The sequence below is a fragment of the Gloeotrichia echinulata CP02 genome (assembly GCA_038087035.1).
In the GTDB taxonomy this organism is placed as follows: domain Bacteria; phylum Cyanobacteriota; class Cyanobacteriia; order Cyanobacteriales; family Nostocaceae; genus Gloeotrichia; species Gloeotrichia echinulata.
The window spans coordinates 4,460,212-4,486,870 of record CP051187.1 but is presented as its reverse complement, the minus strand read 5'-3'; the positions used below and the strand labels follow the sequence as shown (position 1 = coordinate 4,486,870).

Below are 26,659 nucleotides of genomic sequence, written 5' to 3'. Positions count from 1 at the left end.
ATGCCCAAGAGAGTGTGGTTATTGTGTGAAAACTGCTGTAATGTAGCCCTAACCGATGAAACTCGAAGGCTCTACAGTATTTGGTATTCCAAGTCAGTGGTGGTTACTTTACACTAAGAAAATAACCTGAGTCAGCTGTGTTAAACTAGCTTTTATTCACAATGGTTTCCACTTTCCCACATCCATCTACTGTTGACTTATCTCGCGTTCGACTCTCGATCCGCTCATTGCAACCTGAGTTGGTAGAATGGCGGCGGCGGCTACATCAAAAACCAGAATTGGGTTTTAAAGAAACACTCACCGCAGAGTTGATCGAAAAGAAGTTACAAGCATGGGGAATTGAGCATCAAACTGGCATTGCCCAAACTGGGATTGTTGCTATCATTAAAGGTAACAAACTCACCTCCGAAAAAGTGTTGGCGATTCGGGCTGATATGGATGCATTGCCCATTCAAGAACTCAATGAGGTATCCTATCGCTCCCAGCATGATGGAGTGATGCACGCTTGTGGTCATGATGGACATACGGCGATCGCCCTCGGTACAGCTTACTATCTCCAACAACATCGCGACGATTTTGGCGGGACCGTGAAAATTATCTTCCAGCCAGCAGAAGAAGGACCAGGCGGCGCAAAGCCAATGATTGCAGCTGGGGTACTCAAAAACCCTGATGTTGACGCCATTATTGGTTTGCATTTGTGGAATAATTTGCCTTTAGGAACCGTAGGTGTCCGTAGTGGGGCATTGATGGCAGCTGTCGAGTCTTTTGACTGTACAATTTTGGGCAAAGGTGGACATGGTGCAATTCCGCATCAAACTGTTGATACTGTCGTAGTTGCTGCCCAAATTATCAATGCCCTGCAAACCATTGTCGCTCGTAACGTCAATCCTATTGATTCGGCAGTTGTGACAGTAGGGAAACTTCATGCTGGTAGTAAGCGAAATGTAATACCTGACACTGCGAATATGTGTGGAACTGTCAGGTATTTTAATCCAGCGTACAAAGACTTTTTTAAACAGCGCGTGGAAGAGATTATTGCCGGGACTTGTCAGAGTCATGGGGCAAAATATAAGTTAGAATATTCGTCACTTTATCCACCCGTAATTAATGATCCTATCATTGCTGAACTAGTGCGATCGGTGGCAGAAGAAGTAATTGAAACCCCAATGGGTATTGTTCCCGAATGCCAAACTATGGCTGCTGAGGATATGTCATATTTTTTAGAAGCTGTTCCTGGCTGCTATTTCTTTTTAGGTTCTGCAAATCCAGCAAAAGATTTGGCTTATCCCCATCATCATCCCCGATTTGATTTTGACGAAACCGCCTTACCAATTGGTGTGGAAATATTTGTTCGTACCGTGGAAAAATTTTTCAATTAATATAAAAATAAGCCCCATATCCTTATCCGTTGCAGCGGTGTGGGGTTCTTCTTTTGGACTTTTGCAAGAGGTCTTATTAAGACTAGCATTGCTTGGGCTTTTGGCGTAGGCAAAGCCCGTCTTATACCGTTTCACTTTAAGTATGATACAAATACGTTGGTAGGGGCACGGCAATGCCGTGCCCCTACTGGCTTCTATATGTATCAGAGTTTTGGTGAAATGGTATTAAACATCGCTATTCAACTACTATTAGCCCCAAAAATGTAATTTTGGCATATTACAAAACGAAGTGCAGAATGTGGGGTTAAATAAATTACTTTTTTTACTGCAGAGGCACAGAGAACGCAGAGGCTTTATCGCTAAAAATAAAATTTTATGACCATTTTTTCTGCCCTATATGCAAGCTATTAATTAAAGGTTATTAGCCATAAATACTACCCAGATTTGCGCCAATGGGTTGGGGTTTCTATATAATCTGGTAGGCGAGTGGTGCGATCGCCGACTGCCATAGTAATCTGTTTTGATTCTAAGTTTTTGACTCCTGTCAGGATTGCGCCTTCTAGGTTAACATCAATCAGGTTAGCCCCCTCAAGGTTAGCGCCCATGAGATTTGCCTGGTACAAGTTGGCTTCATAGAGGATAGCCCCAGAAAAGTTGACGCCGATGAGGTTTGCCTGATACAAGTCAGCTTCTGTCAAACTGGCTTGGGAGAGATTGGCAAAAAATACCTCTGTCTGCTGTAGTTTAGCTGCATTCAGATTAGCACCACAGAGGTTGGCGCCATTGAGGTTAGCCCCGTGGAGATTCGCTCCAATCAGACCGGTCATGTGCAAGTTAGCTTTACCCAACTTTGCGCCGCAGAGGTTAGCTAGAAATAACTTTGCTCCTGAGAGGTTAGCGACTTTTAGGGTTGCTTGTTGTAAGTTGGCTTTATAGAGGTTAGCCCCTTGTAAATTAGCTGCACGCAGACTTGCTCCCGACAGGTTTGCAGAACGCAGGTTAACACTACAGAGATTGGCTCGATTCAAGTTTGCCAAACATAGGTTAGCTTCACGGAGATTGGCTTTGAACAAGTTGGCTTCATAGAGAATCGACCGGGAGAGTTTAGCGCTTTCCAGGTCAGCCCCAGACAGGTCTACCCCACGCAGGTCAGCCCCAGACAGGTCAGCCCCGCGCAGGTCAGCGCCACTCAGGTTAGCTTCCAGCAGGTCAGCCCCCCTGATGTCGATATTACGTAAATCCAGTTTTTGATTTTCCTGCTCTGGCTGCGAATTGCGTCTACCAATGACCGTCAGAGCTACTTGAATATCCGTCCTAAGTTTGGGTAATATTCCATTATAGTTCAAATCTAACTTGTCTGTAAAATCCTCGCTGCCCCTTTTTTCAGGATAGTATATAGGTGGTGAATCATCCTCAGTTTGCTGCTGTTCCTCACAGAGGGGAGCGTTCTCGCGCACAAAAGCAGTGAGTATTTGCATAATTGTCCAGTGTTCTTGGGGAAAATCCTGTGCGACTCGTTCTAAAGCATAAATTGCGCCTGTTCGAGTTTCAGTCCTTTCATGTCCCAGATGGGCAATAGCCGCCATAAAACGTTGAGCAATCAGTCTATCTTGAGAGACTTTAGCATTTTGCAGCCCAATTTCCAGATTTTTCTCCGCAGCGATCGCACTTTGATGCAAAGCTTGGGCACGCTTGGCGCCATAGTAAGCATTTATCATTACTGCCAATCCCAGGAACACTATAGCAATAGTCGTTAATGCTTGAAGTGCGTATTGGATTTGTTGCTGAATTGACAATTCCTTAATATTGGACAATGCAAAAACAATCAGAGTCAACAAAAGGGCAAATATAACTGTTATGGCTATTAAACAATTTAAGAGTGCGCCTGTCTTATTACCAGACATAGCAGAAATCTTCCTCACAACCAAGAGTTATTACTTAGATAATTGGGAAGAGTAGTATAGCATGTAGCTGGAAATTTGAATATATATTTTAGACTTTGGGGATTAGGGATTAGTCAAGCGTTGCAGAATATTTTTTATTTGAAAATTAGTTATCAGTTAACTGATTCTACTGTGACTTAAGGAGTTGTATATTATCTAGTAGACCAATTTTGCGATCGTCTCCTGCTTGGTATAGGGCATCCGTGAGGGATTACCCTTGAGATTGCTCCTAAAATCCCATCGCCTCAGCGACTGCATCCAGTTCTGCCTCAATGCCTTGTTTAAATTGACTGTGACTGTGTTTAATGGCTGTGTCTGGGTCTTTTAAACCATTGCCGGTGAGGACGCAAACTACTGTTGCGCCTGTGGGGATTTGGTCTTTAACCTGTAACATGCCGGCGACTGAAGCGGCGCTGGCTGGTTCGCAAAAAATGCCTTCAGATGATGCTAACAAGCGATAAGCGTCGAGAATTTCGGCGTCAGTAACGGCATGAAATTTGCCCTGGCTGGCTGATTGGGCTGCAACTGCTTTTTCCCAGCTAGCAGGATTGCCAATGCGAATTGCTGTGGCTATGGTTTCGGGATGGGCGACTGGCTGACCGTTAACTAAGGGTGCTGCACCAGCTGCTTGAAAGCCCATCATTTGGGGTAGGCGATCGCATTTTCCTGCTTGATGGTATTGACAAAACCCCATCCAATATGCTGATATATTCCCGGCATTACCTACGGGGATACACAGCCAATCTGGGGCATTGCCTAGAACATCGACAATTTCAAATGCTCCTGTTTTCTGTCCTTCTAGGCGGTAGGGGTTGACCGAATTCACCAAAGTTATCGGATAGTTTTCTGCCATTTCGCGGACGATTTCTAGGGCGCGGTCAAAATTCCCTTTAATAGCCAGTACCTCAGCCCCATAAAGCAACGCCTGCGCTAATTTACCCAAGGCGACGTAGCCATCAGGAATCAAGACAAAGGCATTCATTCCCCCACGCCTAGCATAAGCCGCCGCCGCTGCGGAGGTGTTGCCTGTGCTAGCACAAATTACCGCTTTGGCGCCAGCTTCCTTAGCCTTAGAAATTGCCATTGTCATTCCCCGGTCTTTGAAGCTACCGGTGGGGTTTAATCCGTCGTATTTGACAAACACACGCACTTGTCTTCCTATGCGTTCGGCGATCGCCGGCACTGGAATTAGGGGAGTATCACCCTCTAACAGGGTGACAATCGGTGTTTTTTCGCTGACCGGCAAGTATTGACGATAGGCTTCTATCAGTCCAGGCCAAGGTTGGCGATGAGATTTAGCAACAGACAGGTTCAAAGTCACGGGATTTATCAAACTTCTGAGTTTTACTGGGGACTGGGGACTGGGGACTGGGGACTGGGGACACAACGACCGCTCAGTGCATCGCTGGCGACTGTAAATATCTTCCACCACCGGATGCTCACAACACAAGCAGAAAATTATTTATTTTGGTGTAGGCATGACTACACCGAGGATTTTTCTACAGTGACAACTCCCACCGTCAACCGCTAAGAGCGGTCTAACGGGGGCTTCTCAAATTCACAAATGAGAGTTCTTGCCTCACAGGCTGTCTACTGACTAAGCCTCCGCAAGCAGCAAACGGTTGTCCTACCGTCCGTTTAAGTATATTTAGACTTGCGTTCAAATCCCTGTCCAAACTAATCTTGCAGTTTGGACAATCATGAACTCGAACAGACAAATCTTTAACTACTCTTTCCTGGCAATTAAAACACTCAATACTAGTGCCTCTGGCATCAACTTCTCTTGTATGCTTGCCGCGTCTTACCGCTACTGCTTGCAATATATTCAAGAATGTTCGCCATGCAACGTCAAGTATTGATTTAGCCAATCTAGTTCTAGCAAGACCCTTGATATTTAACTTCTCGAATCCAATTAAATCGTAAGTTGTACATAAATAATGAGCTACAGAATAATGAAAATCTTTCCGTTGTCTAGCGATATGCAGATGCAATCTAGCAACCTTATTCGCCTGTTGCTGATAGTTCTTAGACCAAATTTCCAGCCTAGCCAGTTTGCGCTGTTGGCGGGCTAGAACAGTCTGAGCTTTGCGATAGAACTGAGGAACAGCAATTGCTTGGGCATCACTAGTAGTTAAGAATTTCTCTAGCCCGACATCAATTCCGCAAACTGATTTAATTTCATCAATCGGCAAGGAAGTCGGAACAGTGTTATCTTCAATCGCAAAACTTACATACCAACCATCAGATTTACAAACAATTGTTGCCTGTTTAATCTCGAAGCCATTAGGTATCGGACGGTGCAGGATGACTGGAATTTCCCCAATTTTCGACAACTTTAAAATGTTGCCAACTTCATAAGCTCCAGCTTTAGGGCTGTTGACCCTAGGAAAGGTAAAAGAACAGATGTCACCTTGTTTTTTAAATCTAGGTTTACCGCCTCTGTTGCCGTTTTTATCAGGAATTAACCACCGTTTCCAGGCTTTATCCAACCGCATCAAATTCTGTTGTTGACAGTCAGCATAAATGTCTTTGTATTCAGGAAACAATGATTTTGTCTCCTTTAAATTGGCAGCCTGTGAATAGTAATCTACCTTGCTGGGAATATCCCCAATTGCCTCAGATATCAGGCTACATTGATCTAACAATGAACGAGTGCGGCGCAGGTAATCTAATCTCTCTCCTAAAGCATAGTTCCAGTGACGGCGCAACAATTCCCCCCAGTGGCTCAAGGTCGCCACCTGTTCAGGATTTGGTTGCAATCGGTACTGATAAGTTAGTAGCATAGAGTGATTATATCATGTTTAGTGCTGTGAGTTATAACAAAGGCTACCGTTGTATTTACTCTCTTAACATTCATTTGGTGCTAGTGACCAAATATCGGCGCCAGGTTATCAACCAAGAGATTCTAAAAAGATTGTATGAAATACTTGCTCTTCCCTTGATATCTGGAGTTTAGACTAAAAGCGATATGATAGAACGCAAACCAAATGGAATTAGCGGTTAAAAATATTCGAGAAGTCAGCCTCAAAGCATCCGCAATCTTTAATAATTATGTAGTATGCATGTTTAAAAAATAAAACAATAATGATAATCATGGAAAGGGTGGGAGAGAAACGAGTAATGCTCGTTTCTCTCCCACCCCCCCTTATTTGATTATCATTATCAACACGCTGGAGATTAGATGGGGAATGATCAAGAAAAAAAGGGGAGTCTGATTGAACACAGTCCCCATGAAGGCAGAAGCTGAGATAACGAACTACCATTACTCACCTGCCAATATGAAACGTGCCAGACTTGAAGAGTTTCGTCAATTAGCTTACAAACATTTAGGTAGAGCCAAAGACGCGACATTTGAATTAACAGATGCCATATTGCTGACCCGGAATGTTTACTCCTTAGCCGACTTATCTTTATCACCAGTATTTAGACGCAAGTGGTCAAGTATCTATGAGGCGCTACAAGATAGCCGACCGCAGCGACAGAAATTAATGCAGTTATACATCAAACAAATGCCAGTAGAGGGGCGTCCACTTTTGGCTGGAGATCATACTAACTGGTCGCGTCCGGATGCCGTAACACTGCAAGAGAGAACTTATGAGCATAGTGGCACATCCATAGCAGGAAATAAACCGATTACCATTGGTCAAGGATACAGTACAATTGCTTGGATACCAGAGGATTCCGGTAGTTGGGCATTACCTTTGAGACATGAACGGATCACAAGTGGGGAAAGTCCAATCTCAAAAGCGATTTGGCAACTAAAACAGGTGTGTAAATATTTACCCACCAGAGCGATTTCAGTTTGGGATAGTGAATATGGGTGTGCGCCTTTTGTCTTAAAAACTGCCAGTATTCCCGCAGATATTTTGGTACGATTGCGCTCAAATCTTTGTTTATGGGGTGAGCCTGAAGCTTATTCGGGTAAGGGACGTCCCAAGAAACACGGGTCTAAATTCAAACTTAATGAATCCACGACATGGAGTGATGCAGAATCTGTTTTAGAATTGGATGATCCGAAACTACAACGAGTAAGGGTTAGCCTCTGGAAGAATTTACATTTTCGTAAAGCGGCAGCGCGTCCGATGTTACTCATTAGGGTTGAACGTCTCGACGCACAAGGCAATGAACGAGTGTCCAAACCTTTGTGGTTAGCTTGGGTTGGAGAAGAAATGCCACCACTAGAGGAAGTTTGGTGTCTTTACTTGCGTCGCTTTACCGTTGACCACTGGTATCGTTTTTTGAAACAACGCTTACATTGGACTGCGCCCAAGTTAAGTACTCCTAAGCAGTGTGAGCGCTGGAGTGACCTAATGCCTCTAATGACTTGGGAATTGTGGTTAGCCCGTGATATCGTGACTGATAATCCTTTACCTTGGCAGAAGTCACTCGATAATTTGACTCCTGGACGAGTCGCTCAAGCTATGGGTGGAGTTTTTGCGGTGATTGGTACTCCAGCCCTTCCACCCAAACCTCGCGGAAAGTCCCCTGGTTGGGAAGCAGGAAAAAAGCGCCACCGTAAAAACCGATGCCCGATTGTAAAAAAAACCGTAACACGACCACGTAAAGAGCCATCAGTTGCGGTTTAATACTAAAGATTATTCATAATTTCGCTAAGTCTCTGATTAACTCAGCCCTGCTGGGTCGTTTTGCATAGCTTAGTCTAAACTCCAGTTGATATAAGTGGAGTAGCAAGTTAACAGATTTCAACGGTGAACCAGACCACGTTCACCTGGTCATTGACTTCCCACCAGATGTTGAAATCAGTAAGCTGGTTAACAACCTTAAAACTGTTTCAAGTCGATTAATTCGTAAAGAGTTTGCTGATGTTGTTAATCGAATTTATAGCAAGCCCGTGTTCTGGACAGGTGCTTATTTCGTTGCTAGCGGAGGTGGTGTTACCGTTGATCAAGTTAAAAAATATGTCGAGAATCAGAGTGAGATTGCGGAGTAATTGGCAATTCGTCACCCACCCCACTCACCTCTTTGAACGGTGGTCAAAATTGGTCGGGGGTGGGATTCCTTACTGCCCTGCTATCCCCCTCACCGCCAAACGGAGTACCGTTCTGGCGGGAGTACCTCGCAGTTTAGATGGATTGGCAATTATTAAAGATTGTGGTATACATACGACAGCTTCTGGACGGATTTGTTACCCAGTCTCCAGTCCATTTTTCCGGAACAGAGTCTTGGGAATTGTAGTCTCTCATTGTAAAAGCTCAAACCTATTAAAGTAAATGATTGAAACTATACAATCATTTAACAAAACTTAAAACAACATTATTATAATATCTTTAATGGTGTGAGTCGAGTTGTGATTTTAAAATTACCTATGTCAAAATCTAGTGTTTCTGAACGTAATACCCAGTCTGTACTTGCCAGCCAGTTAAACAAGTCTTACTATCAAGACGACCAGCAAGCTAAATTGATGAACCTGCAAGCAGAGGTAGATTCTCTGTTGCAGCAGTTGCAAGATATCAAACAGCAAAAGCTAACTACCAATACCCTAGACTAATAAATCACTAGATTTTAGATCCTTGGGATTGACCAACTGATATCAGTACAGGACTTACGCACTAGGCTATTCGTGGAGATCGGGCATAGGGCATTGGTTAATTTTTCCTGCCCCATGCCCAACCCAAACCCTTGATTTTCGTTACTCATGCGTAATTCCTACAATAGAAGAATTAGGCGTGCCCTAATAAATGAAGTGCCTGTTTATACAAACCGAAATGGCACTTACGTTGAAGAATACGGATAATAATTAGTACACCAAGTTGCCAGTACCACGTAACTGTCGCAAAGAATTGATGCAATACGGACAGTCGCACTTAAATAACCTAATTGCAGCCTCGCTTTCTTCATGTGTAAAATTAAGTTCTGCAACTGTGCTATCAGACGGCTGTGCTGAGAGTACCATCGATTTGCGTGCAGGAGCTGCCTTTGGATCTCTCTGGGAATCTCGAATACACACAAAATCCTTAAGACCGTGAGGATTAGTGATACAGGTACGACCGTCACCGGTGTGCATTAATCGCTGGTTAAGGTTAACACTAGCGTGAGCAGGATTGATTATCCCCAGCGTGGATATTAATGATGTAAAAATCGAGGAACTGGCGAGCAAATTAAGTATGAGTTTTCTGTTCATAAATTTCCTAAAAGGATATGACAGTCTAGGTTATTCGATTCATTATCAAATATCAAGTGAATTTTGGCACTAATTTGATTTCATTATGCCCGTTAACCAAAAATACTTCGTAATAACAACCAAACATTGAGCATGACGATAACAATAGCAACTCCCCAAGCTAAAAATTTGAGCCATAAGGGATTGACAAACTCACCCATTAAGCGACGGTTGCTAGTAAACATCACCAATGGAATCACTGCAAACGGTAACTGTAAGCTCAGTATAACCTGACTGAGAACGATAAGACGACTGGTACTATGTTCTCCAAAGATAATAATTGTCATCAAGGCTGGAACGATCGCTAACATGCGGCTAACTAGACGCCGTAACCATGATGGAAGGCGAAATTCTAAAAAACCTTCCATCACAATCTGTCCAGCCAGGGTTGCAGTCAGTGTGGAACTTTGACCAGAAGCAAGTAAGGCTATTCCAAAAATGGCACTTGCAGCACTAACGCCTAACAATGGTGACAGCAGTTTGTATGCATCTTGTAGTTCTGCTACATTCTGATGACCGGAAAAATGAAATGTTGCAGCTGAAACAATTAAAATTGCTGAGTTGATAAACAGTGCCAACGACAGCGCAAAAGTTGAATCAATTATGCCGAATTTGATCGCTTCCCATCTTTTTTCAGTAGTAGGTTCCCAATCACGGGTTTGGACAATAGAAGAATGTAAATATAGGTTGTGGGGCATCACTGTTGCGCCTAAAATGCCAATGGCAATGTAGAGCATTTCCGGATTTTGTAAAATTTCTGCCTTGGGCAGATATCCTAACAAAATCCCCTTCATATCGGGCTTGGAAAACACAACTTGTGCTATGAAACAGATGCCGATGGTTGCTACCGACATTGTTATCAAGGCTTCTGTATAGCGAAAACCTTTATGATGCAACAATAGCAATGCCAGGACATCCAGGGCAGTGATGCACACTCCCCATACTAAAGGAATACCGAATAAAAGTTGCAGGGCGATCGCACTTCCTAGTAGTTCTGCTAAGTCACAAGCGGCGATCGCAATCTCACACAGTACCCACAAAGTAAAGTTCACCTTTTGACTGAAATAGTCTCGACAAGCCTGGGCTAAATCTTTCCCCGTAGCAACACCCAAGCGTACACACAGCGATTGCAACAATATCGCCATCAGGTTCGACAGCAGAATTACTGACAACAGGGTATAGCCAAACCTAGAACCGCCAACAATATCTGTTACCCAGTTTCCTGGGTCCATATATCCAACTGAAACCAGATACCCAGGCCCTGCATAGGCCAGCATTTTGCGCCAAAAGCCTTTACCGTTAGGAATTTTAATACTGCGGTAGTTTTCAGGGAGACTGGGGCGATTTTCGGGACGAGTCATTTGTTTTGGGGGTAAATTTTTTCATATTCTTCTCATAATCTCATAAAATCAGGGTTCAACATCAACCTCTAGGTGCATCATTGAAGCGGCTGGGATTAAAACGATTGGTGATGCTAACAGGCGATCGCACCCCTGTAGCCCAGCAAATTGCCCAACAAGTTGGCATTACAGAGTATCAAGCAGAACTGCTACCACAAGATAAACTCCAAGAAATTCAACACATGCGCCGAGATGGGGTAGTAGGTATGGTTGGGGAAGGGGGGCTTAATTCCCTCCTTTTTAAGGAGGGTTAGGGAGGATCAAGCCTTAACTGAACGGTATTGATTTTTATTTTTCGTTTACTTAAGTAACTGAAATATTTTTTCAGAGTTTTTTTCAATATTGCAACTTGAACCAGATAAAATATTATTTACAACCAACAAATCAAATTGAATGACGCGCTTTATTCATGACAAATTCGCCAAGGACTATTTGGAAGAATTATTAAAAAATTATGGGGAGGTTAACTCCAGTGTAAAAGTTGCCGGAGAGATAAAAGAAATCGATGTGTTATTCACACCATCAGCACAACCAAACCCTAGTTTACACATCTTAGGCTTGCTAGGAAGATTTGCCGAATATCCAGCAATCTTCGAGCCATTTCGGAATGCAGCTACTGCTGATGAAATCTGCGACTGTGTTCTAAAATCATTGGAAGTAAAAGCTGGACTAAGACGAGAGGCTAAGGGAAATAAAACCAAACTCCCAGAAGAGAAAATACCTAAATTGTGGGTACTGACTCCAACTGCATCCGCAGCAGTATTATCTAGCTTTAACGTTAACCAAAAAGAGGGGTGGTTATCAGGAGTATACTTTCTCGGCGATGCATTACGGGCAGCAATTGTAGTGATTCATCAATTACCGCAAACACCAGAGACGTTGTGGTTACGACTTTTAGCTAGGGGAACTGTGCAATCACAGGCGATTGTGGAGTTGGAAGCGCTACCATTAAATCATCCATACCAGAAAGCAACGCTCGAATTAGTTTATAACCTACGCGCCAATTTGAGAATTAATCAAGATTTAGATGAAGATGACACGGAGTTAGTTATGCGATTAGAACCACTCTATCAGCAAGACCGCGCCAGAGCCATAGAAGAAGGAAAACAAGAAGGAAAAGAAGAAGGAAAAAAAGAAGGAAAAAAAGAAGGACAACAGGAAGGCGAACAACGTCTAGTTATACGTCAACTAAATCGTCGATTTGGTGAGGTTGATACATCGTTAATTGAACGAGTTCGAGGATTATCTATTGAACAATTGGAGGAATTAGGAGAGGCGTTATTAGATTTCGCTGTGGTAGCGGATTTAGAAGCTTGGTTGAACCAACAAGCAGGATAATATTTTTCACTTGTTTGTAGGGTGCGTCAGAAAACTAGACAACTGATATGTTTTCCATATTTTAGGTTTGACACACCCTACGCCCACTAAAATCTGGCAACATATTGAGACCTTTGTAGGGGCGCAAGGCCTTGCGCCCCTACGCAATTTATCTGTAGCATTCTTTTTTCAAAGTAATGTCTATTACTCAAAACGCTGATTTTTTTCTGACCAACGTTTGAGGCTGTAGTTATGGGCATTTTCGACTAATAAAGCGGGAGATTCCCCCTCTGCAATCTGGGCGATCGCAGTGAGTAATTGTCCGTTATTTTGCTGAAAATCTGTATAAATTACTTTACCACTATCAGACAGAATCAAGGTACGTGGACGGGATGAATTTTGTTCCGGTTCCTGAGTCTCTGATGCTGACTGCTTCAACAATGCAATGGCTTGGGCGGAGATAGTCAGGACGATTTCTGGCTTGGCGTTATTGGTTAAATCAATCACTTGAACTGGCCAATAGCCTAATTTTTGTTGCATCTGTGGCAAACTAGGCATAGCACCATCGGGAATTTGACCAGATTCCTGTAAATATCGCCACATAGTGGGTAGAATCGCCTTCACCTTTTGTGGATCTTGTTGCTGTAGTTGGGACAGAGTAATGGGAGATGGCTGTACCCATTCTAGGGCACTATTTGTCAGGGCTAAAGGTCGCGGTTGGAGAGGATGATTTTGTTTTTCGGGTTGATTTTCGGGAATTGGTTGTCCTGCAGCTAATAGCCGCAAAACCCCATGCTGCAATTGTACCGCTTTGACAGTAGCGATGGTGGTTTGCTGTTCGCCGTTGGGTAGCCAGATAACTATCTGGATTGTCGGGTCAAAACTCAAGCCTAAAGTTTCCCAGATTGGTAATTGCAAATTCCCAAAGGGGAAATTTAGCCAGCGTTTCCCGTCATTAAATGCACTCACTTCTACTTGATACCAAACTTCGTTATCTGTGAGTGTGAGGTCGGCTGTTGGGTCTGGTTGTATCCACTCACCGCTGGTAACTTGAGTCAGGGGTTGTACAGAACCGATAATTCTGCTAAGTTGATTAGAGGAGACTTGGGGTGTTGTGACTTCACCATTTAGCTTGCCTAACAGACCTTGAATATAGGTAAGAGTTTCTGAGGTAATTTTGGGTTGTGCTTGTAACCAGGAATTAGCCCGTTGTTCCCCATGCTGAACTGCAACCATCAGACACCCCCAAGCCTGCACCTGGGGTCGATTGGGGTCTACTCGCAAGCCAGCGGCTGTACGATTCCACAATCGTCCGCTATCGGCTTTGAGGAGAGTGACAACTTCTTGTAAATTCTGTGGAGATGCTTCAAATACCTGTAAAGCTTTCTCCCAGCGACCATCAATCAAATCTGCCAATACTTGTTGACCAGGACTTGCCCAATTTTTCTCGGCTTGGATTTTGGTAAGTTGGGAGTGCCTGCGAATTATATCAATTTGTGCTTGCACGTCCGCTGATATGACTGGTTTTCGCTGTTTGAGCATATATTGTAATCGCTCAAAGGCTGGGGTCCACAGTCCACTACGGGCGAGTAATAGGGCGTCTTGATAAGCAGAATCTTTCAAGTCTTGGCGTGTGAGGGAAATTTCCGCCAATTGCACAGGATTTTGGAATAATTCCGTAGCTTTGACTTGATAAACCCGCAAGCGTGGTTCTAAACCAACTGTTTGATCAATAACCAACTCCTTGACATCATCACCAGTCACCTGTTGCCATTTGGGTAGTTGTCCATTGGGACTTGTCCAAGACAATAGCTGTTGGAGATTTTGACGTTGGGGATTGTAATAGACAATATTACCATAGGCAATCGCCCCTGTTCCTTCTTGGCGCTGTCCTCGCAAATCAAACCAAATCCCTGGGGTTGGCGCCTCACCTTCAAAACGTTTGACTTGATTTAACGGTAAGGAAATGCTAGAATCTTGATGTTCTAATTCATTTCCGTTCAAGGGAGCCAGGACAAAAGATTCCTCTAGTCCAGTTACAGACAGTTGGGTGACGAGGTGATAGTATTTTTGCGGCTGGGATTGAAACTCCAAATCATCTGAGCGCTGATAAACCCGCAATTCAACTAAGTATTGACAATCAGACAAACAATTAGGACGCTGCTGAAAAACTGGCAGTAAAAACGAATCGTCTTTATCCTGATCCAAAACTATGGTTTCCCCAGCTATTTGTTGTTGTTGACTCAAGCTGAGTTGAATTTGTTTGAGAGTTTGGGGACTGTCGCTATTACCGAAAGAGATTTGCGCCCATTCCGGTAAAAATTTATTCAGCCAGGTAATTTGATGTGGATTAAAGATAAAGAGAATACTTATCCAGGCAAAAGTAATAAATAAACCTGCGCTACTGATCAGAAGTGCGATCGCCAGCATCGATGATAGCCAATTTCCCCCTTGAGCTTTTTTCTGGGGTAATTTGGGCACATGTTGGATTGCACCTGTACGAGGTGGATTTGATCGAAGGGATCTGTGGGTCAGCTTGTCCGACCGATTTGCCATATTAGTTCTCAGTCAATCCAGGAGATATACGCTCAGTGCTTTTTCTTTTATACTCCCGCTTTTCAATGTTGTCATTTGTTCTTTGTCCTTTGTCATTGGTCATTGACCATTGACCATTGACCATTGACCATTGACCATTGACCATTGAACAAAAATGTTTCGCGCAGTCCCCACCTAAAAATACTATAAAAATATCTACATTTTAGGTGGGGTAAGCGAAACCAGTATAAAACGCGCAGCAACAATTATTCTTTCATGCTATAATTCTGATAATTAGTTTTTGCGGTACTGTAAAAGCTTTACAGCCGGAGACATAGACCAATTTCACTAATTGTTTATAACGAGTAAAAAGTCATTATATTAATAATACTTTTTACTAGGGTGTTCGTAAGCGAAAGTTCTAACGACACACTGAGAACGCCAGTAACCCTGGTAACGCTCAAGAAGTATTACAGCTTCTTAGCGCACGAATCCCCATCTATAATCTTTGATTTAGATGGGGTGCGTTCAATAAAGAGCATTCATGCATGGGGTGAATCTAAAATCCAAAATCCAAAATCCAAAATTACAGCAATTTTCAGGTAAATAGACCACGCGGTAGGGGCGCAAGGCCTTGCGCCCCTACGAGTATGCGTGGTTCAAATCGATGAAAATTGCTGTAATTCACGTCCGCTGACGACGACAATACATCACCAACAGCACAAATAATCCCATTCCAGTCAGATATTTAATCGGACTTGGTACACTAGGATTAGGAGAAAAAAAGCCTTCAATAGTGCCAGCAATCATCAACATTGGCACAATCCCAAAAATTAACTTAACCGCCTGGGAACCATATAATTTTAGCGCATCACCCCGACGATATTGACCAGGAAATAAAATCGCTTTTGCGAGTAAAAATCCCGCACCACCAGCAAAAAAGATCGCGGGTAATTCTAGGGAACCGTGAGGAAAAACAAACGCCCAAAAGGGATAAGCCAGTTGATTTTGACCCACCAAAGTACCAATAGCACCAATCAATAAACCATTAAATACCATCAAATAGGCAGTGTAAGCCCCAGCGGTCATCCCACCAGCCACAGCCGCAAAGGAAACCGAAAGATTATTAATCATAATACTGCTAGATGCCACAGGTTCAATGCCGACTATCGACCCCATCCACAATTTATGCTCATCTCGCACCAGAGAAATTAACTGTTGGGGTACTATCAGCGACATAAACGTTGGATCTTGCCAAGCATACCACCAAGCGACTATTCCGCCCAAAAGGAATAAAGCCGTAGCAGTAGCAATGTATGGGAATGTTTGCTGGACTATATTGGGTAATCCCCAGCGATAAAATTCCACCACAGCTTCCCATTCGTGGCGCCGCGAACCTTGGTATATCTGCGTATAGCCACGAGTTGTTAAAGATTGTAAACTTTGAATCAGAGTATTGCCCACTTGTTGGGTACGCGCCCGTGCTAAATCTGCGGCTACTGAACGATATAAACTAGCTAACTCGCGAATTTGGGCAGATTTTAGTGACTTGAGTCCTTTTTGTTCTATCTGCCTTAATAAAGCGTCTAAACGCTGCCAATTTGGTTCTCGTCGGCCTATCCAACGTTGAATATTCATAAATTTCGCGAAGATTTTGGTTGAATGTACTTTAAGATAACCTCAAATTGATCTGCGTACTCTTAAGGAAGATTTGATATTATGTCTGGTAATTTTAATTCTCCCAGTTCCATACAACCACTAAGTTTGGGTAATGTAGTTAGCGCCGGACTGCGACTGTATCGTTCTCATCTAAAATCTTATTTTTTCCTGGCGTTAAAAGTTGCTTTATGGTCACTGCTGCCGTTTTTGATTTTCATTCCTGGAGGAATAATATTATTTTCAAACTCTATATCTGGTAATAATTCTCCTCTAGCTTGGTTAATTATAATGGTAATTGGATTAGGTTTGTATTTCTATGCCTTCGGTAGATCCTTGGTTAACACTACAACTATCTCACGATTAGCATTTGGTGAATTGGTTAATCAACCAGAGACTGTGAGTCATGCCCATAAACAAGTTTTACCTAAATTGTGGAGTTTGGTATTTACCGTAATTACGCTATCTTTAGGTTTTTTGATCATTTTAATATGTTTTGTTTTGTTTTGGAGCTTAATAGCTTTTTTTGGGGGCTTAATATTGAATGCAATATTGAATAGAAATTCGCTGATTATGGTGCTGATTATAGGACTACTAAATTTACTGATTTTCTTTGCTGCTTGTGCTGCTTTTATTTGGTTGTCTGCTAGGTTGTGTTTGGCTGTAGAACTGCTAGCAATTGAAGATAATCTTGGTCTAGATACTGCAATAAGCCGCAGCTGGGATTTAAGCAAAGGGTATGGATGGAGGATTGTTTTAATATTGTTTGTTGCCTTCTTAATTACAATACCTATCCAAATAATTGTTCAGTTGTTTATTCAGATATTTTCTCAACCATTAATTCAATATACAATATTAGATGCTATTAATGGTTCAACAAATGCAGTTATATTGGTGAGTATAGTTTACTTGCTGATATTATTAATAGGATTCTTAATGAACGCACTTATTTTACCGTTTTGGCAAGCAATCAAAGCTGTAATTTACTACGATTTGCGGAGTCGTCGTGAAGGGTTGGGCTTACAGTTACGCAATCGCGAAATTTAAACGCTAGTACTGAGACTATTATGCACCTATTTAATCGGGTTAAATTCAACACCCCAGAAAGTGTAGAGCTAGAATTTACTCTCGCCGGGATTGGTAATCGCGCCTGGGCTTTGCTGATTGACTATCATGTTTTAGCTCTAATTTTAGTGGTGTTCCTCATTGTTTGGGGCATAGTTTCAGTGCAGTTAATAAGTGTTGGAGAGCAATTTTTGGGTCCAGCCCTTCCTATTTGGCTTGTCGCGATTACCATCATCATTTACTTTGTCGTTTATGTCGGTTATTTTGTATTTTTTGAAACGATATGGCAAGGGCAAACCCCTGGTAAACGCTTGGCTAAAATTCGCGTTGTACGAGATGATGGTAGACCAGTGGGACTGCAACAAACAACCCTCCGCGCCTTACTGCGACCTTTTGATGAGTTTTTGTTTCTGGGAGCGTTATTAATTATCTTTAATCGCCGTGAAAAGCGCTTGGGTGATTTGGCTGCTGGGACAATTGTTATTCAGGCACAAACGCCCACTAACTCCGCGAATTTTAGGATTTCTGAACAAGCAAATTTACTTCATGAACAGTTAGTAGAAATTGCAGATTTTTCACAATTATTGCCAGATGATTTTGCCATTATTCGCGAGTATTTGCAGCGACGTAATGGCATGTCATCTAAAGCTAGAGCCTTACTAGCTACCAAATTAAGCCAACAGGTGCAAAATATTATTAATTTAGATAATCTGCCTCAAGGTGTTAGCTATGACGTATTTTTAGAAGCTATTTATCTTGCATATAGACAGAAAGAATTTTAGGGTGGGCAATGCCCACCCTACTTGACTGGATATTTAACTCTTAATTAATCACCAAACTTGCCCAATTTGATTGACGATAATATTTGGTCATGTCGTCAAACTTCCTTAATTCGACGCGGTGAATGAGAAATTCTGGCAAACTTAACAGCCATTTTTGATTTAACTCAGACAGCATGGTGCTGAAATTTGTCCGGTCTAAATCGGGAGCTACTTCGCCAAAATAGCCTAATGTGATATGGGCGGTAAAGTGATAGTGTTGTTCAATTCCCAAGGCGATTAACTTGGGATTTTGATAAATGGTACGGCGGAATTTAATAATCTCCTCATAGGAACGTGCATCTTGGGGTACTAAACAAACGGCGATAGCTCTGGGAAATACTATCAGTCCTAAGACCTGCCAAGAAATAGGATGATTTTCCTTTGTCAGGGATTGTTGATATTGCTGAAAAATTTCCGCGCAGCAAGAATGTAACTGCTGTTCAAAATCGGGATTTTTTTCGCAGGTGTCACGGTAAGCACTGTCCCAAATCAAGTCCGCCAAGGTTAGATGAAAGCTAGTAGGGGGAACAGGTACAATCAAATCACCATTCAAAGGTAACTGTAAGAGTTCCTGTTGATAACCTTCTAACTTTGTATAGAAACCAGAGTTTTCTGAGTCGTCTGCTGCTGGTGGGGTAATTAGGGTATAGCCAGGAAAAGGTGCTGCTTGTCTATATCCAGAATACGGCTGAAATTTAGAAGATTCCTGGATATGCTGGACTTGGGATCTGTAAGCTTCGGGTAGCGTCATCCGAGCCACTCGATTTAAGTAAGTTTGATAGATGTCGTCCAATCTTCTTGCCCTCGCGCTCTCACTTGATAGATTTTAGGCATATTTATCCTGATTAATAAAGTATTTAACTAAGTCGGAGGGAATAAACCGAACTATAGCGTTTCTCGCCCTAGTGAGGTACATCGGTAAGGGCACGGCAGTGCCGTGCCCCTACATCGCGTGATACAATTTTGTACCTCATCTGAATAGGAAGTGCTATATGTTATGAAACGAAAATATTTCCGGACTTATGCTAGTGTCACATTGAAAGAATGGTGCATGACGCCACAACTCTTGTAACTAGGTACAATATTTATCGCAGCGTCATGCAGTAGCGCCTATATTTGCCAAACCCTTAAGAATGAATTTTGACATGGGAATCTACGTTTACTGGGGTGAAGATGATTTTTTTCTCGAAAAAGCCGTGATGCTGCTGCGCGATCGCATTCTTGATCCTCTATGGACAAGTTTTAACTACACCTGTTTCCTTCCCGATCAACCCGATGCTGTCATCCAGGGGTTAAATCAGGCGATGACACCAAGTTTTGGTGCTGGTGGACGGTTGGTATGGCTAATCAATTCTACCCTCTGCCAGCATTGCCCAGAGAATGTATTAGCAGAACTGACGCGAACTTTACCAGTCATACCAGAAAACTCAAGTTTATTGCTCACCAGCCGTAACAAACCAGATGAACGCCTCAAATCTACGAAATTGTTGAAACAATACGCTACAGAGTTCCGAGAATTTCCGCTGATTCCACCTTGGAAGACAGAATTGCTAGTACAAGCAGTGAATCAAGCTGCTCAAATTGTCGGTGTCAAACTTACGCCCAAGATTGCGGAACTATTGGCGGAATCGGTAGGTAACGATACACGGCTTCTTTACAATGAACTAGAAAAATTGCGGCTGTACACTGCTAGCATCAATCAGCCTTTAGACATAGATATCATTACGCAATTAGTCAGAAATACTACCCAAAATAGTTTACAATTAGCAGCAGCCATGAGAACAGGGGATACAGCCAAAGCTTTAGTAACTTTGACTGATTTGATTAATGCTTCTGAGCCTGGGTTGCGGATAGTAGCAACATTAATTGGGCAATTCCGCACTTGGTTATGGATAAAAATTATGATGGAAAGTGGGGAACGCAATCCCCAAGCGATCGCCCAAGCTGCTGAGGTAGGGAACCCGAAACGCATTTATTTTTTACAGCAAGAAGTCAAGTCCCTTTCTGTCGAGCAACTCATGTCCACCTTACCCCTACTATTAGAGTTAGAAGTTAGTCTCAAGCAAGGATCTGCAGAAACTTCAACATTACAGACTAAAGTTATAGAAATTTGTCAAGTATGTCGTAGAAGCTGACAATCAATATAAAAGTTTGATGTACTTAGGTTTATCTGGAACTTCTCACTTCTAAAATAATTCAGAGTTATTATATATCCCTACTGTAGTTCTGTGTCACACATCCTATGAAGAAAAACGCCGTTTTCGTTCTCCGACTAAACCTGCAGCGGATGCTTTCTCAAGCCTGGTTTTGCGGTTCTCTCGCCACTGCAGGTTTAGTAGCCAGCACTTTGCTCTTGAGTGTCAAAGCTGATGCTCAAACTCCATCACCAGTTAATAATAATGAAATCAATAACTATGCTCAAGCGGTTTTAACAATGGAGTCAGAACGCCAACAAGCTTTTGACGACATTAAAAAACTTATGGGTGGAGACATTCCCAAGATTGTTTGTAATGACGCCAGAAGCATAAATGCTCTGCCACCAAAAGCTCAAGAGATTGCAATCAATTACTGTAAAAACTCCACAAAAATTGTCCTAGATAATGGTTTAAGTATTGACCAGTTCAACAAAATTACTTTACAGCTACAAAATAACAACAGCTTAAAAGATCAGGTTGAAAAGTCATTAATGCGCTTGCAAAAACAATCTCAAAATCCCTAGGTAAAACTTCACTCCAAACTCTAAATGATGACCTGAAAAATTCCTATTCTAAAATGCAGCTGATGGCGAAGAAATCAAACAGCATTTTTTCGCGACAATCTGGTAATATAGAAACGTGAGCAATGGCTACCTAAAATTTTTACAGCCATGTCAGAAACTACCCTAACTCCACCATCCGTCAGCCTACCCCCAACCCAGGCAGACTTGCCTTACGATGACGATATCCCAATGGAAAGCCAACGCCATAAATTGCAAATGGATCTACTGATTGATGCCTTGCTTCCTTGGCTGGCACAACGAGAAGATGGATACGTAGGCGGCAATATGTTTGTCTACTTTAGTATGGCCCAGCTAAAAAACCAAGATTTTCGCGGTCCAGACTTTTTCGCTGTCTTGGGAGTTCCCCAGGGAGAACGCCGCAGTTGGGTGGTTTGGGAAGAGGGTAAAGGGCCGGATGTAGTCATTGAGTTGTTGTCTGAAAGTACCGCCACTGCGGATAAAAATCAGAAAAAGCTGATTTATCAAAATCAGATGCGCGTACCAGAATATTTCTGGTTTGATCCGTTTAACCCTGATGATTGGGCTGGTTTTTCTCTACAACAAGGACTTTATCAACCAATAGCACCTAAGAGCCAGAGTCAATTAATTAGCGAGGCCTTAGGTTTATCATTGCTGCGCTGGAAAGGTAGCTATAAAGGTGTTGATGCAACTTGGTTGCGCTGGGGAACTTTAGCTGCAGAATTACTACCAACCGCCGAAGAAATTGCACAAGCAGAACGACTTCAGGCCCAAGCAGAACGACTTCGGGCACAAAGAGCAGAATCTCAACTGCAACAAACAGCACGCAACTTGCTGGAGTCAGGAATGACGGTAGAACAAGTAGCGAGGTTAACCAGTTTGTCTATCTCAGAAATCGAAGCACTTGGTCAGGACAGCAACCTCACATCCTAAGTGCGCCCGACAAGGCTAGCAACGACTGTCGCTAATTCTGCAGGCTCGATGGGTTTGGGCAAATGCAGTTGATAACCTTCTTGTATGGCTCGCATTCGATCCTCTGCTCTAGCATAGGCGGTCAAGGCTGCTGCGGGAATTTTTCCCCCTAGTTCTGGTGGTTGCGATCGCAGTTTGCGGATTAATGAGTAACCATCTTCATAGGGCATACCTATATCACTAACTAAAACATCTGGTTTCCACTGGGTAATAACCTGTAAAGCATCTTGTACAGATTCTACTGCTTGTACTTCGGCTTTGTACTGTTGCAGTACGGTGGTGATAAAATAACGGGTATCGGCTTCGTCATCTACCACCAGTACCCGCACACCTAAGAGGCAGAGAGGGGGAGGCGGATCGGGGGGAAGAGGGAGATTGTTGATTATTTGTTGATTCTGCAAAAGTGGTAGCTTGACTGTAAATGTCGCTCCTTGCTGCTCACCAGGACTTTCTACCTCAATGGTACCACCATGTAGTTCTACTAAATGACGCACAATGGCTAACCCTAACCCTAGTCCACCATGTGGCCTGGTGCTGGAACTATCGGCTTGGCGAAACCGATCAAATACGTAAGGCAGAAAGTCAGGAGTGATACCAATGCCTGTATCAATGACTTGAATCTGTGCGTAGCTATCTGAAGTCTTGTTTTGTTCTTGATTGCTGAGTGTCACCCTAATTTCCACCGCCCCGCCTTTGGGTGTAAATTTAATGGCATTGGAGAGCAGATTCCAGATGATCTGCTGCAGGCGCTCTGCATCGCCGGTAACTAAAAATTGGGAATTGAGATCCTTGGCTTGACCCAAGACGCTATTATTTGAGCTTCCAGAAATTTGATAGGTTTTGGAATTGATTTCCCTAGATTCGGGCTTTTCGCTATTGACATATGAACCCACACCTGCTTCTAGACACTTAGCACCAACAAGGGAGAATGAAAGATCGATTTCCTTGGCTTGGGCGGCTAGGCTAACATTATCGAGGCTGGACTGAATAATCGGAATTAAATCGCAAGTCCGGACATTGAGGCGCAAGTTACCTCTAATCATCCGCGAAATATCCAGCAGGTCTTCAATTAGCTGGGTTTGCGCCCTCGCATTGCGCTCAATTGTTTCCAGTCCCCTGGCTTTTTGAGGTTCGCTGAGATTGCGGGAAGACAGCAGCTGGGACCAACCGAGGATGGCGTTGAGGGGCGATCGCAATTCATGGGACAAAATCGCCAAAAACTCGTCTTTCATGCGGTTGGCTTCGCGCAGCTGTTCAGTTTGCTGTTGTAAAGAAGCAATTAAACCAGCCCGTTCCATTGCGATCGCTATTTGGTCGCAAACTGCTTGCATCATCCCTTTTTGATTGTCGGTGAAAAAAGAGCGACTGCGACTGCCAAAGGAAAGAGTACCTAACAGTTGCCCCTGAGCGATTAATGGGTAACTATAATAGGCTGTAATCCCTAAAGAGCGAATTATTTCTGTTTTGGGGTCAGTTGAATGCTGGACATCATTTAAAGCCATCGCCCGGCGTTCTTGGGCTACAGTTCCACACACACCTTGACCTAACTCTATCCACTCCATTTCTGTTGCGAATTTCTCGGAAATCCCTCTAGATGAGGCTAGATGCATTACCTGAGACTTTTCTGCAATCAAGTAGTTAAAGTAAAGATCCAAATCAATTTGCTCAGAAAGTTTACTGAACAGACTATCGATGAGTGCTACTGGCTGCTGGCTCGATAATAGCTCGCTGGCGGTGTCAAATAAAAGCTGGAGTCTTTTATAGCCCAAGGATAGCCGGTTTTCTGCATCCTTGAGATTGGTGATGTCGTGGAACACCATTACACAGGTAGCAGGATGACCGTGCATGGCTGGCAGTGTATCAGCAAATATCAGTAGGGAATGAATATCTCCGCTCGTGTGCCAATCTAGTTCCAATCCATCCAGCCGTTCGCCACGGGCAACGCGTACCCCTGGCATTTGGTCGTTGAGGAGACGATTACCAGCGGCATCGGTGTAATAGTAAAACTTATGATACTCTATTGCTGGGATGCCTTTGGGAAATTCCCCCCCGGCTAATTGGTCAGCAGCGCGATTGGCGAAAGTCACCCTGGCTGTACCTGGTTCAATAAATACCAGGGGTTTTGGCATCAAATTTAGCACGTCTTCCAACCATTTTTGCTCATTTCGCAGGACTACTTCAGCTTGCTTGCGCTCAGTGATATCCAAAAATGCACCGATGCAGCCTCTGGTTTTGCCCTCCTCGTCAAACAGTGGTGCAACGTACTCCAGCAGCTTGACGATTTTGCCATTTTCATGTATGATATCCAATTCAAAATCGAGAACCTCGACGCCTTTAGCAGCAGAGTACTGCATGGGGAGTTCCTCTGGCGAGAGTTCCCTACCTTCACGGTAAACTTTAAATCCTGGTCTTTGTTGAATGGGAGCGCTGAGGGAGGCATTCATTTCTAGAGAAATGCCTAACTGGTCGGCAAAAGCGGGGTTAACTTTGATATTTTCACATTCTGGATCTTCAGCAATTCCAATGCCAATGGGGATAACATCCAGTAAAGTTTGTAACTCAGCAACGCGGCGCTGAAGATTTTTGTTGAGTAGTTCTATTTTTTCTTGAGCATGTCGGCGTTGGCTCAAGTCTAAAATAAAAGCCACTGACTCTTGGCGTTGTTCTCCCAGTAACACATAACCAACTAATACGGGGACACGGCTACCATCTTTGCGAATGTATTCTTTTTCGTAGGGAGTACAAGCACCATTGGGATTTTCCTGAGCTTCGGCGATCTTTTGTTGATTCAGGGATAGATATTCGGGTGCTGTAATCTGGTTGGCGTCGATTCTACCTGCTAATAAATCTGAGCGGGTGTAACCAATCATCCCCAGAAATTCGTCGTTTGCTTGGTGGATAAGTCCATCAACCTCGCCCAGCGCAATCCCGATAATGTTCGCATCGACAAAACTCTTGAGTTTGTCTTCGTAAGCTCGCAGTGTCTCTTGGGCGCGATCGCGTTGGCGACTGAGACGTTCGACAATAGCTGCAGTATGCCAGACTAAAAATGCGAAAATCACAATCTGTACAATCGCAAACAGCGATACTGCAAACGCGCCATCGTATTGTTTGCTATGTTTACCTTGAACGATTATCCACCCCAAGAAAAAAGGTACGGCGATCGCAGCTAATAATAATCTGCGCGCAAACAAGCCACCATAGCTATCACTCATCACTACCCGCATCAATCCTTCATTTGGGTGTAGCCACCAAATGCCTATACACAATATCAAGAAGGTTAGTGCGGAGTGTAAGGCCATTGTTGTGGTAGGGGGAAGTACGCCGTAGATAATTTCTACTTTGTACGCAATGCCTATGAGAGCCGTAAAAGCAATCAAACCGACGATCAACGTGATCATCTGGGCATACCAATATCTACGACGGTGGTGTTTTTGGGACAAAAGCAGTAGGACTATGCCGAGAAGCATAAAATCCACGGACGAGTTTAACCCCATACGCCCCGGATGTGAAGTGATCTCTATCACTGATGAGTCACGGAACAGCAGATGATCAATTCCGAGATCCCAACGGAACACATATTCACTGACTGTGAGCGAACCAATGAGCAGCACAGCTACGGCACAAGCCCTAGCCAGCCCCATGTAGATCCTACTCCCAGGTGGACTTAATTGTTTGTTCTGTTTCCACCTGCCACCAAACCTTTTATCCCCTACTATCTGTAATAGCCACAGCGATACACCAGACAGCACAAAACACAGTGCTGCATTTGCTTTCATTGTTACCTGACTGGTATAGCAGCCGCTCTTGAGAAAATCGATATCAAAAGACCAGCCTAGCAATACCAAGCAGCCTACCAAAATGGCGATCGCTCCGCCCGCCCTAGGCATCGCACTAGCCATTTGTATTAGCAGTAAATCTACTCTAGCTCTATGTATATTTTGTATTCGCCAGCGGTCGTTTAACATTGAGTTTTTTGTAACCGCATCTATACTAACGTGGTCATTTGCAATATTTTTTTCTGGTAATTTTTCCGTAGTTTTCCTAAACTATGTTACTAAAGGCTATTTTTTTTTAAATCTATCTATATGCATATTTTCTCGACACTGGGGTGACATCTCCTACACTTCCGCAAGCGGTAAGTGTAGGCTTCCAACAGCCCGATGAAGGGTATGAAGGATTTCCTCCGTGGTACTATCGTCCATAGTTCCAACTATGTCCAGTTTCCCACTACGGCTTTTTATACTGGGGAAAATGCCCAACCCCAGTCTTTTCAAGTTGACTGCTGCATTAATGTCGCGGTCAACCATCAAAGTATTTTGCTCATCCCAATATTCTCTGATACTGCAATCAGTAAAAATAATTTCATTGCGGTAGCTGAGAATCATTGAACTATATTGTGGCTTCTGTGAAACTGCTACAGCACCAGCTTTTTCGGCTATGCACTCCAGAATTTCAAAGAAGTGTCCAAAAGCACCATCAGCCCATGACTTATTCAGACCTGATTTAGCAGACTGTCCATTGGGAAGATAACTGGTTCTTGCGTACTTAGCGTGCTAAATATGTTGAAAAATAAGCTTGAAATCCTTGCTGGGATAAGATGACAGCCATTATTTACTGCCTTTTAGGTCTGATGATTAAAATTTTGGCTAT

The 26,659-nt window shown here is 43.2% G+C and carries 19 protein-coding genes and 3 pseudogenes; 13 read left to right on the top strand and 9 right to left on the bottom strand.

The features are described 5' to 3' along the window. The first annotated feature begins 161 nt into the window (after nt 1-161). Complete coding sequence (locus HEQ19_19665) at nt 162-1,379, top strand: M20 family metallopeptidase (GenBank protein ID WYM01384.1); 1,218 nt, start codon at nt 162-164, stop codon at nt 1,377-1,379. 434 nt (nt 1,380-1,813) lie between these two features. On the opposite strand, the gene HEQ19_19660 is transcribed toward HEQ19_19665, so the two are convergent. Next, nucleotides 1,814-3,283 carry a pentapeptide repeat-containing protein gene (locus HEQ19_19660; GenBank protein WYM01383.1) on the bottom strand — a complete coding sequence of 490 codons (1,470 nt, stop codon included), beginning with the start codon at nt 3,281-3,283 and terminating at the stop codon, nt 1,814-1,816. A gap of 268 nt (nt 3,284-3,551) precedes the next feature. Further along, nucleotides 3,552-4,643 carry a threonine synthase gene (gene thrC, locus HEQ19_19655; protein ID WYM01382.1) on the bottom strand — a complete coding sequence of 364 codons (1,092 nt, stop codon included), beginning with the start codon at nt 4,641-4,643 and terminating at the stop codon, nt 3,552-3,554. Between thrC and HEQ19_19650 the strand changes: the two genes are divergently transcribed. Next, nucleotides 4,611-4,853, top strand: a complete 243-nt coding sequence (locus HEQ19_19650) for a hypothetical protein (GenBank protein WYM01381.1) — start codon at nt 4,611-4,613, stop codon at nt 4,851-4,853. The two genes, thrC and HEQ19_19650, sit on opposite strands and share 33 nt — an antisense overlap. Nucleotides 4,854-4,860: 7 nt before the next feature. Here the strand turns inward: HEQ19_19650 and HEQ19_19645 are convergent, their stop codons facing one another. After that, nucleotides 4,861-6,105, bottom strand: a complete 1,245-nt coding sequence (locus tag HEQ19_19645; protein ID WYM01380.1) for a transposase — start codon at nt 6,103-6,105, stop codon at nt 4,861-4,863. 14 nt (nt 6,106-6,119) lie between these two features. On the opposite strand from HEQ19_19645, the pseudogene HEQ19_19640 reads away from it, so the two are divergent. The 4 genes and pseudogenes from HEQ19_19640 to HEQ19_19625 all read left to right on the top strand — a co-directional run bounded on the left by HEQ19_19640 (nt 6,120) and on the right by HEQ19_19625 (nt 8,831). After that, a pseudogene (locus HEQ19_19640) lies at nt 6,120-6,248 on the top strand (transposase). Between the two features lie 352 nt (nt 6,249-6,600). Next, nucleotides 6,601-7,908: an NF041680 family putative transposase gene (locus HEQ19_19635; protein ID WYM03512.1), complete on the top strand. Its 1,308-nt coding sequence runs from the start codon at nt 6,601-6,603 to the stop codon at nt 7,906-7,908. A gap of 107 nt (nt 7,909-8,015) precedes the next feature. After that, a pseudogene (tnpA, locus tag HEQ19_19630) lies at nt 8,016-8,273 on the top strand (IS200/IS605 family transposase). Nucleotides 8,274-8,648: 375 nt separating this feature from the next. After that, nucleotides 8,649-8,831 carry a hypothetical protein gene (locus HEQ19_19625; protein WYM01378.1) on the top strand — a complete coding sequence of 61 codons (183 nt, stop codon included), beginning with the start codon at nt 8,649-8,651 and terminating at the stop codon, nt 8,829-8,831. Nucleotides 8,832-9,080: 249 nt separating this feature from the next. Here the strand turns inward: HEQ19_19625 and HEQ19_19620 are convergent, their stop codons facing one another. Together HEQ19_19620 and HEQ19_19615 are read right to left on the bottom strand one after the other, a co-directional pair. Next, the gene (locus HEQ19_19620; protein ID WYM01377.1) at nt 9,081-9,464 is read right to left on the bottom strand and encodes a hypothetical protein; all 384 of its coding nucleotides are present in this window, start codon (nt 9,462-9,464) and stop codon (nt 9,081-9,083) included. A gap of 92 nt (nt 9,465-9,556) precedes the next feature. Further along, nucleotides 9,557-10,864 carry an Nramp family divalent metal transporter gene (locus HEQ19_19615; GenBank protein WYM01376.1) on the bottom strand — a complete coding sequence of 436 codons (1,308 nt, stop codon included), beginning with the start codon at nt 10,862-10,864 and terminating at the stop codon, nt 9,557-9,559. Nucleotides 10,865-10,944: 80 nt separating this feature from the next. Between HEQ19_19615 and HEQ19_19610 the strand changes: the two are divergent. Beyond that, nucleotides 10,945-11,124: pseudogene (locus HEQ19_19610) on the top strand (HAD family hydrolase). Between the two features lie 172 nt (nt 11,125-11,296). After that, nucleotides 11,297-12,241 (top strand): DUF4351 domain-containing protein, encoded by a 945-nt coding sequence (locus tag HEQ19_19605; protein WYM01375.1) that lies wholly within the window; start codon nt 11,297-11,299, stop codon nt 12,239-12,241. A 183-nt stretch (nt 12,242-12,424) separates the two neighbouring features. On the opposite strand, the gene HEQ19_19600 is transcribed toward HEQ19_19605, so the two are convergent. Then, on the bottom strand, nt 12,425-14,776 hold the full coding sequence (locus HEQ19_19600) for a hypothetical protein (protein ID WYM01374.1): 2,352 nt from the start codon (nt 14,774-14,776) through the stop codon (nt 12,425-12,427). A 663-nt stretch (nt 14,777-15,439) separates the two neighbouring features. Then, nucleotides 15,440-16,393: a stage II sporulation protein M gene (locus HEQ19_19595; GenBank protein ID WYM01373.1), complete on the bottom strand. Its 954-nt coding sequence runs from the start codon at nt 16,391-16,393 to the stop codon at nt 15,440-15,442. Nucleotides 16,394-16,474: 81 nt separating this feature from the next. Between HEQ19_19595 and HEQ19_19590 the strand changes: the two genes are divergently transcribed. Further along, on the top strand, nt 16,475-17,458 hold the full coding sequence (locus HEQ19_19590; protein ID WYM01372.1) for a DUF975 domain-containing protein: 984 nt from the start codon (nt 16,475-16,477) through the stop codon (nt 17,456-17,458). Between the two features lie 20 nt (nt 17,459-17,478). Next, complete coding sequence (locus HEQ19_19585) at nt 17,479-18,258, top strand: RDD family protein (GenBank protein ID WYM01371.1); 780 nt, start codon at nt 17,479-17,481, stop codon at nt 18,256-18,258. A gap of 40 nt (nt 18,259-18,298) precedes the next feature. Here HEQ19_19585 and HEQ19_19580 read toward each other — a convergent pair whose 3' ends face one another. Beyond that, complete coding sequence (locus HEQ19_19580) at nt 18,299-19,090, bottom strand: DUF1868 domain-containing protein (GenBank protein WYM03511.2); 792 nt, start codon at nt 19,088-19,090, stop codon at nt 18,299-18,301. Nucleotides 19,091-19,442: 352 nt separating this feature from the next. Here HEQ19_19580 and holA point away from each other — a divergent pair, with 352 nt between their 5' ends. The 3 genes from holA to HEQ19_19565 all read left to right on the top strand — a co-directional run bounded on the left by holA (nt 19,443) and on the right by HEQ19_19565 (nt 21,967). Beyond that, nucleotides 19,443-20,432: a DNA polymerase III subunit delta gene (gene holA / locus HEQ19_19575; GenBank protein WYM03510.1), complete on the top strand. Its 990-nt coding sequence runs from the start codon at nt 19,443-19,445 to the stop codon at nt 20,430-20,432. Between the two features lie 107 nt (nt 20,433-20,539). Continuing rightward, complete coding sequence (locus HEQ19_19570; GenBank protein ID WYM01370.1) at nt 20,540-21,016, top strand: DUF4168 domain-containing protein; 477 nt, start codon at nt 20,540-20,542, stop codon at nt 21,014-21,016. 147 nt (nt 21,017-21,163) lie between these two features. After that, entirely contained in the window at nt 21,164-21,967 is an 804-nt protein-coding gene (locus tag HEQ19_19565; GenBank protein ID WYM01369.1) for a Uma2 family endonuclease, read from the top strand. Here the strand turns inward: HEQ19_19565 and HEQ19_19560 are convergent. Next, nucleotides 21,964-25,974 carry an ATP-binding protein gene (locus HEQ19_19560; GenBank protein ID WYM01368.1) on the bottom strand — a complete coding sequence of 1,337 codons (4,011 nt, stop codon included), beginning with the start codon at nt 25,972-25,974 and terminating at the stop codon, nt 21,964-21,966. The genes HEQ19_19565 and HEQ19_19560 overlap by 4 nt on opposite strands. Nucleotides 25,975-26,659 lie beyond the last annotated feature (685 nt).

Excerpts from the sequence above, each read along its gene's own strand:
- HEQ19_19635 (WYM03512.1), top strand. The coding sequence starts at position 6,601 with ATGAAACGTGCCAGACTTGAAGAGTTTCGTCAATTAGCTTACAAACAT.
- HEQ19_19660 (WYM01383.1), bottom strand. The coding sequence starts at position 3,283 with ATGTCTGGTAATAAGACAGGCGCACTCTTAAATTGTTTAATAGCCATA.
- HEQ19_19595 (WYM01373.1), bottom strand. The coding sequence starts at position 16,393 with ATGAATATTCAACGTTGGATAGGCCGACGAGAACCAAATTGGCAGCGT.
- HEQ19_19665 (WYM01384.1), top strand. The coding sequence starts at position 162 with ATGGTTTCCACTTTCCCACATCCATCTACTGTTGACTTATCTCGCGTT.
- HEQ19_19560 (WYM01368.1), bottom strand. The coding sequence starts at position 25,974 with ATGTTAAACGACCGCTGGCGAATACAAAATATACATAGAGCTAGAGTA.
- HEQ19_19645 (WYM01380.1), bottom strand. The coding sequence starts at position 6,105 with ATGCTACTAACTTATCAGTACCGATTGCAACCAAATCCTGAACAGGTG.
- HEQ19_19650 (WYM01381.1), top strand. The coding sequence starts at position 4,611 with ATGAGATTTAGCAACAGACAGGTTCAAAGTCACGGGATTTATCAAACT.
- HEQ19_19615 (WYM01376.1), bottom strand. The coding sequence starts at position 10,864 with ATGACTCGTCCCGAAAATCGCCCCAGTCTCCCTGAAAACTACCGCAGT.
- HEQ19_19625 (WYM01378.1), top strand. The coding sequence starts at position 8,649 with ATGTCAAAATCTAGTGTTTCTGAACGTAATACCCAGTCTGTACTTGCC.
- HEQ19_19585 (WYM01371.1), top strand. The coding sequence starts at position 17,479 with ATGCACCTATTTAATCGGGTTAAATTCAACACCCCAGAAAGTGTAGAG.
- HEQ19_19570 (WYM01370.1), top strand. The coding sequence starts at position 20,540 with ATGAAGAAAAACGCCGTTTTCGTTCTCCGACTAAACCTGCAGCGGATG.
- holA (WYM03510.1), top strand. The coding sequence starts at position 19,443 with ATGGGAATCTACGTTTACTGGGGTGAAGATGATTTTTTTCTCGAAAAA.
- HEQ19_19590 (WYM01372.1), top strand. The coding sequence starts at position 16,475 with ATGTCTGGTAATTTTAATTCTCCCAGTTCCATACAACCACTAAGTTTG.
- HEQ19_19605 (WYM01375.1), top strand. The coding sequence starts at position 11,297 with ATGACGCGCTTTATTCATGACAAATTCGCCAAGGACTATTTGGAAGAA.
- HEQ19_19565 (WYM01369.1), top strand. The coding sequence starts at position 21,164 with ATGTCAGAAACTACCCTAACTCCACCATCCGTCAGCCTACCCCCAACC.
- HEQ19_19620 (WYM01377.1), bottom strand. The coding sequence starts at position 9,464 with ATGAACAGAAAACTCATACTTAATTTGCTCGCCAGTTCCTCGATTTTT.
- HEQ19_19600 (WYM01374.1), bottom strand. The coding sequence starts at position 14,776 with ATGGCAAATCGGTCGGACAAGCTGACCCACAGATCCCTTCGATCAAAT.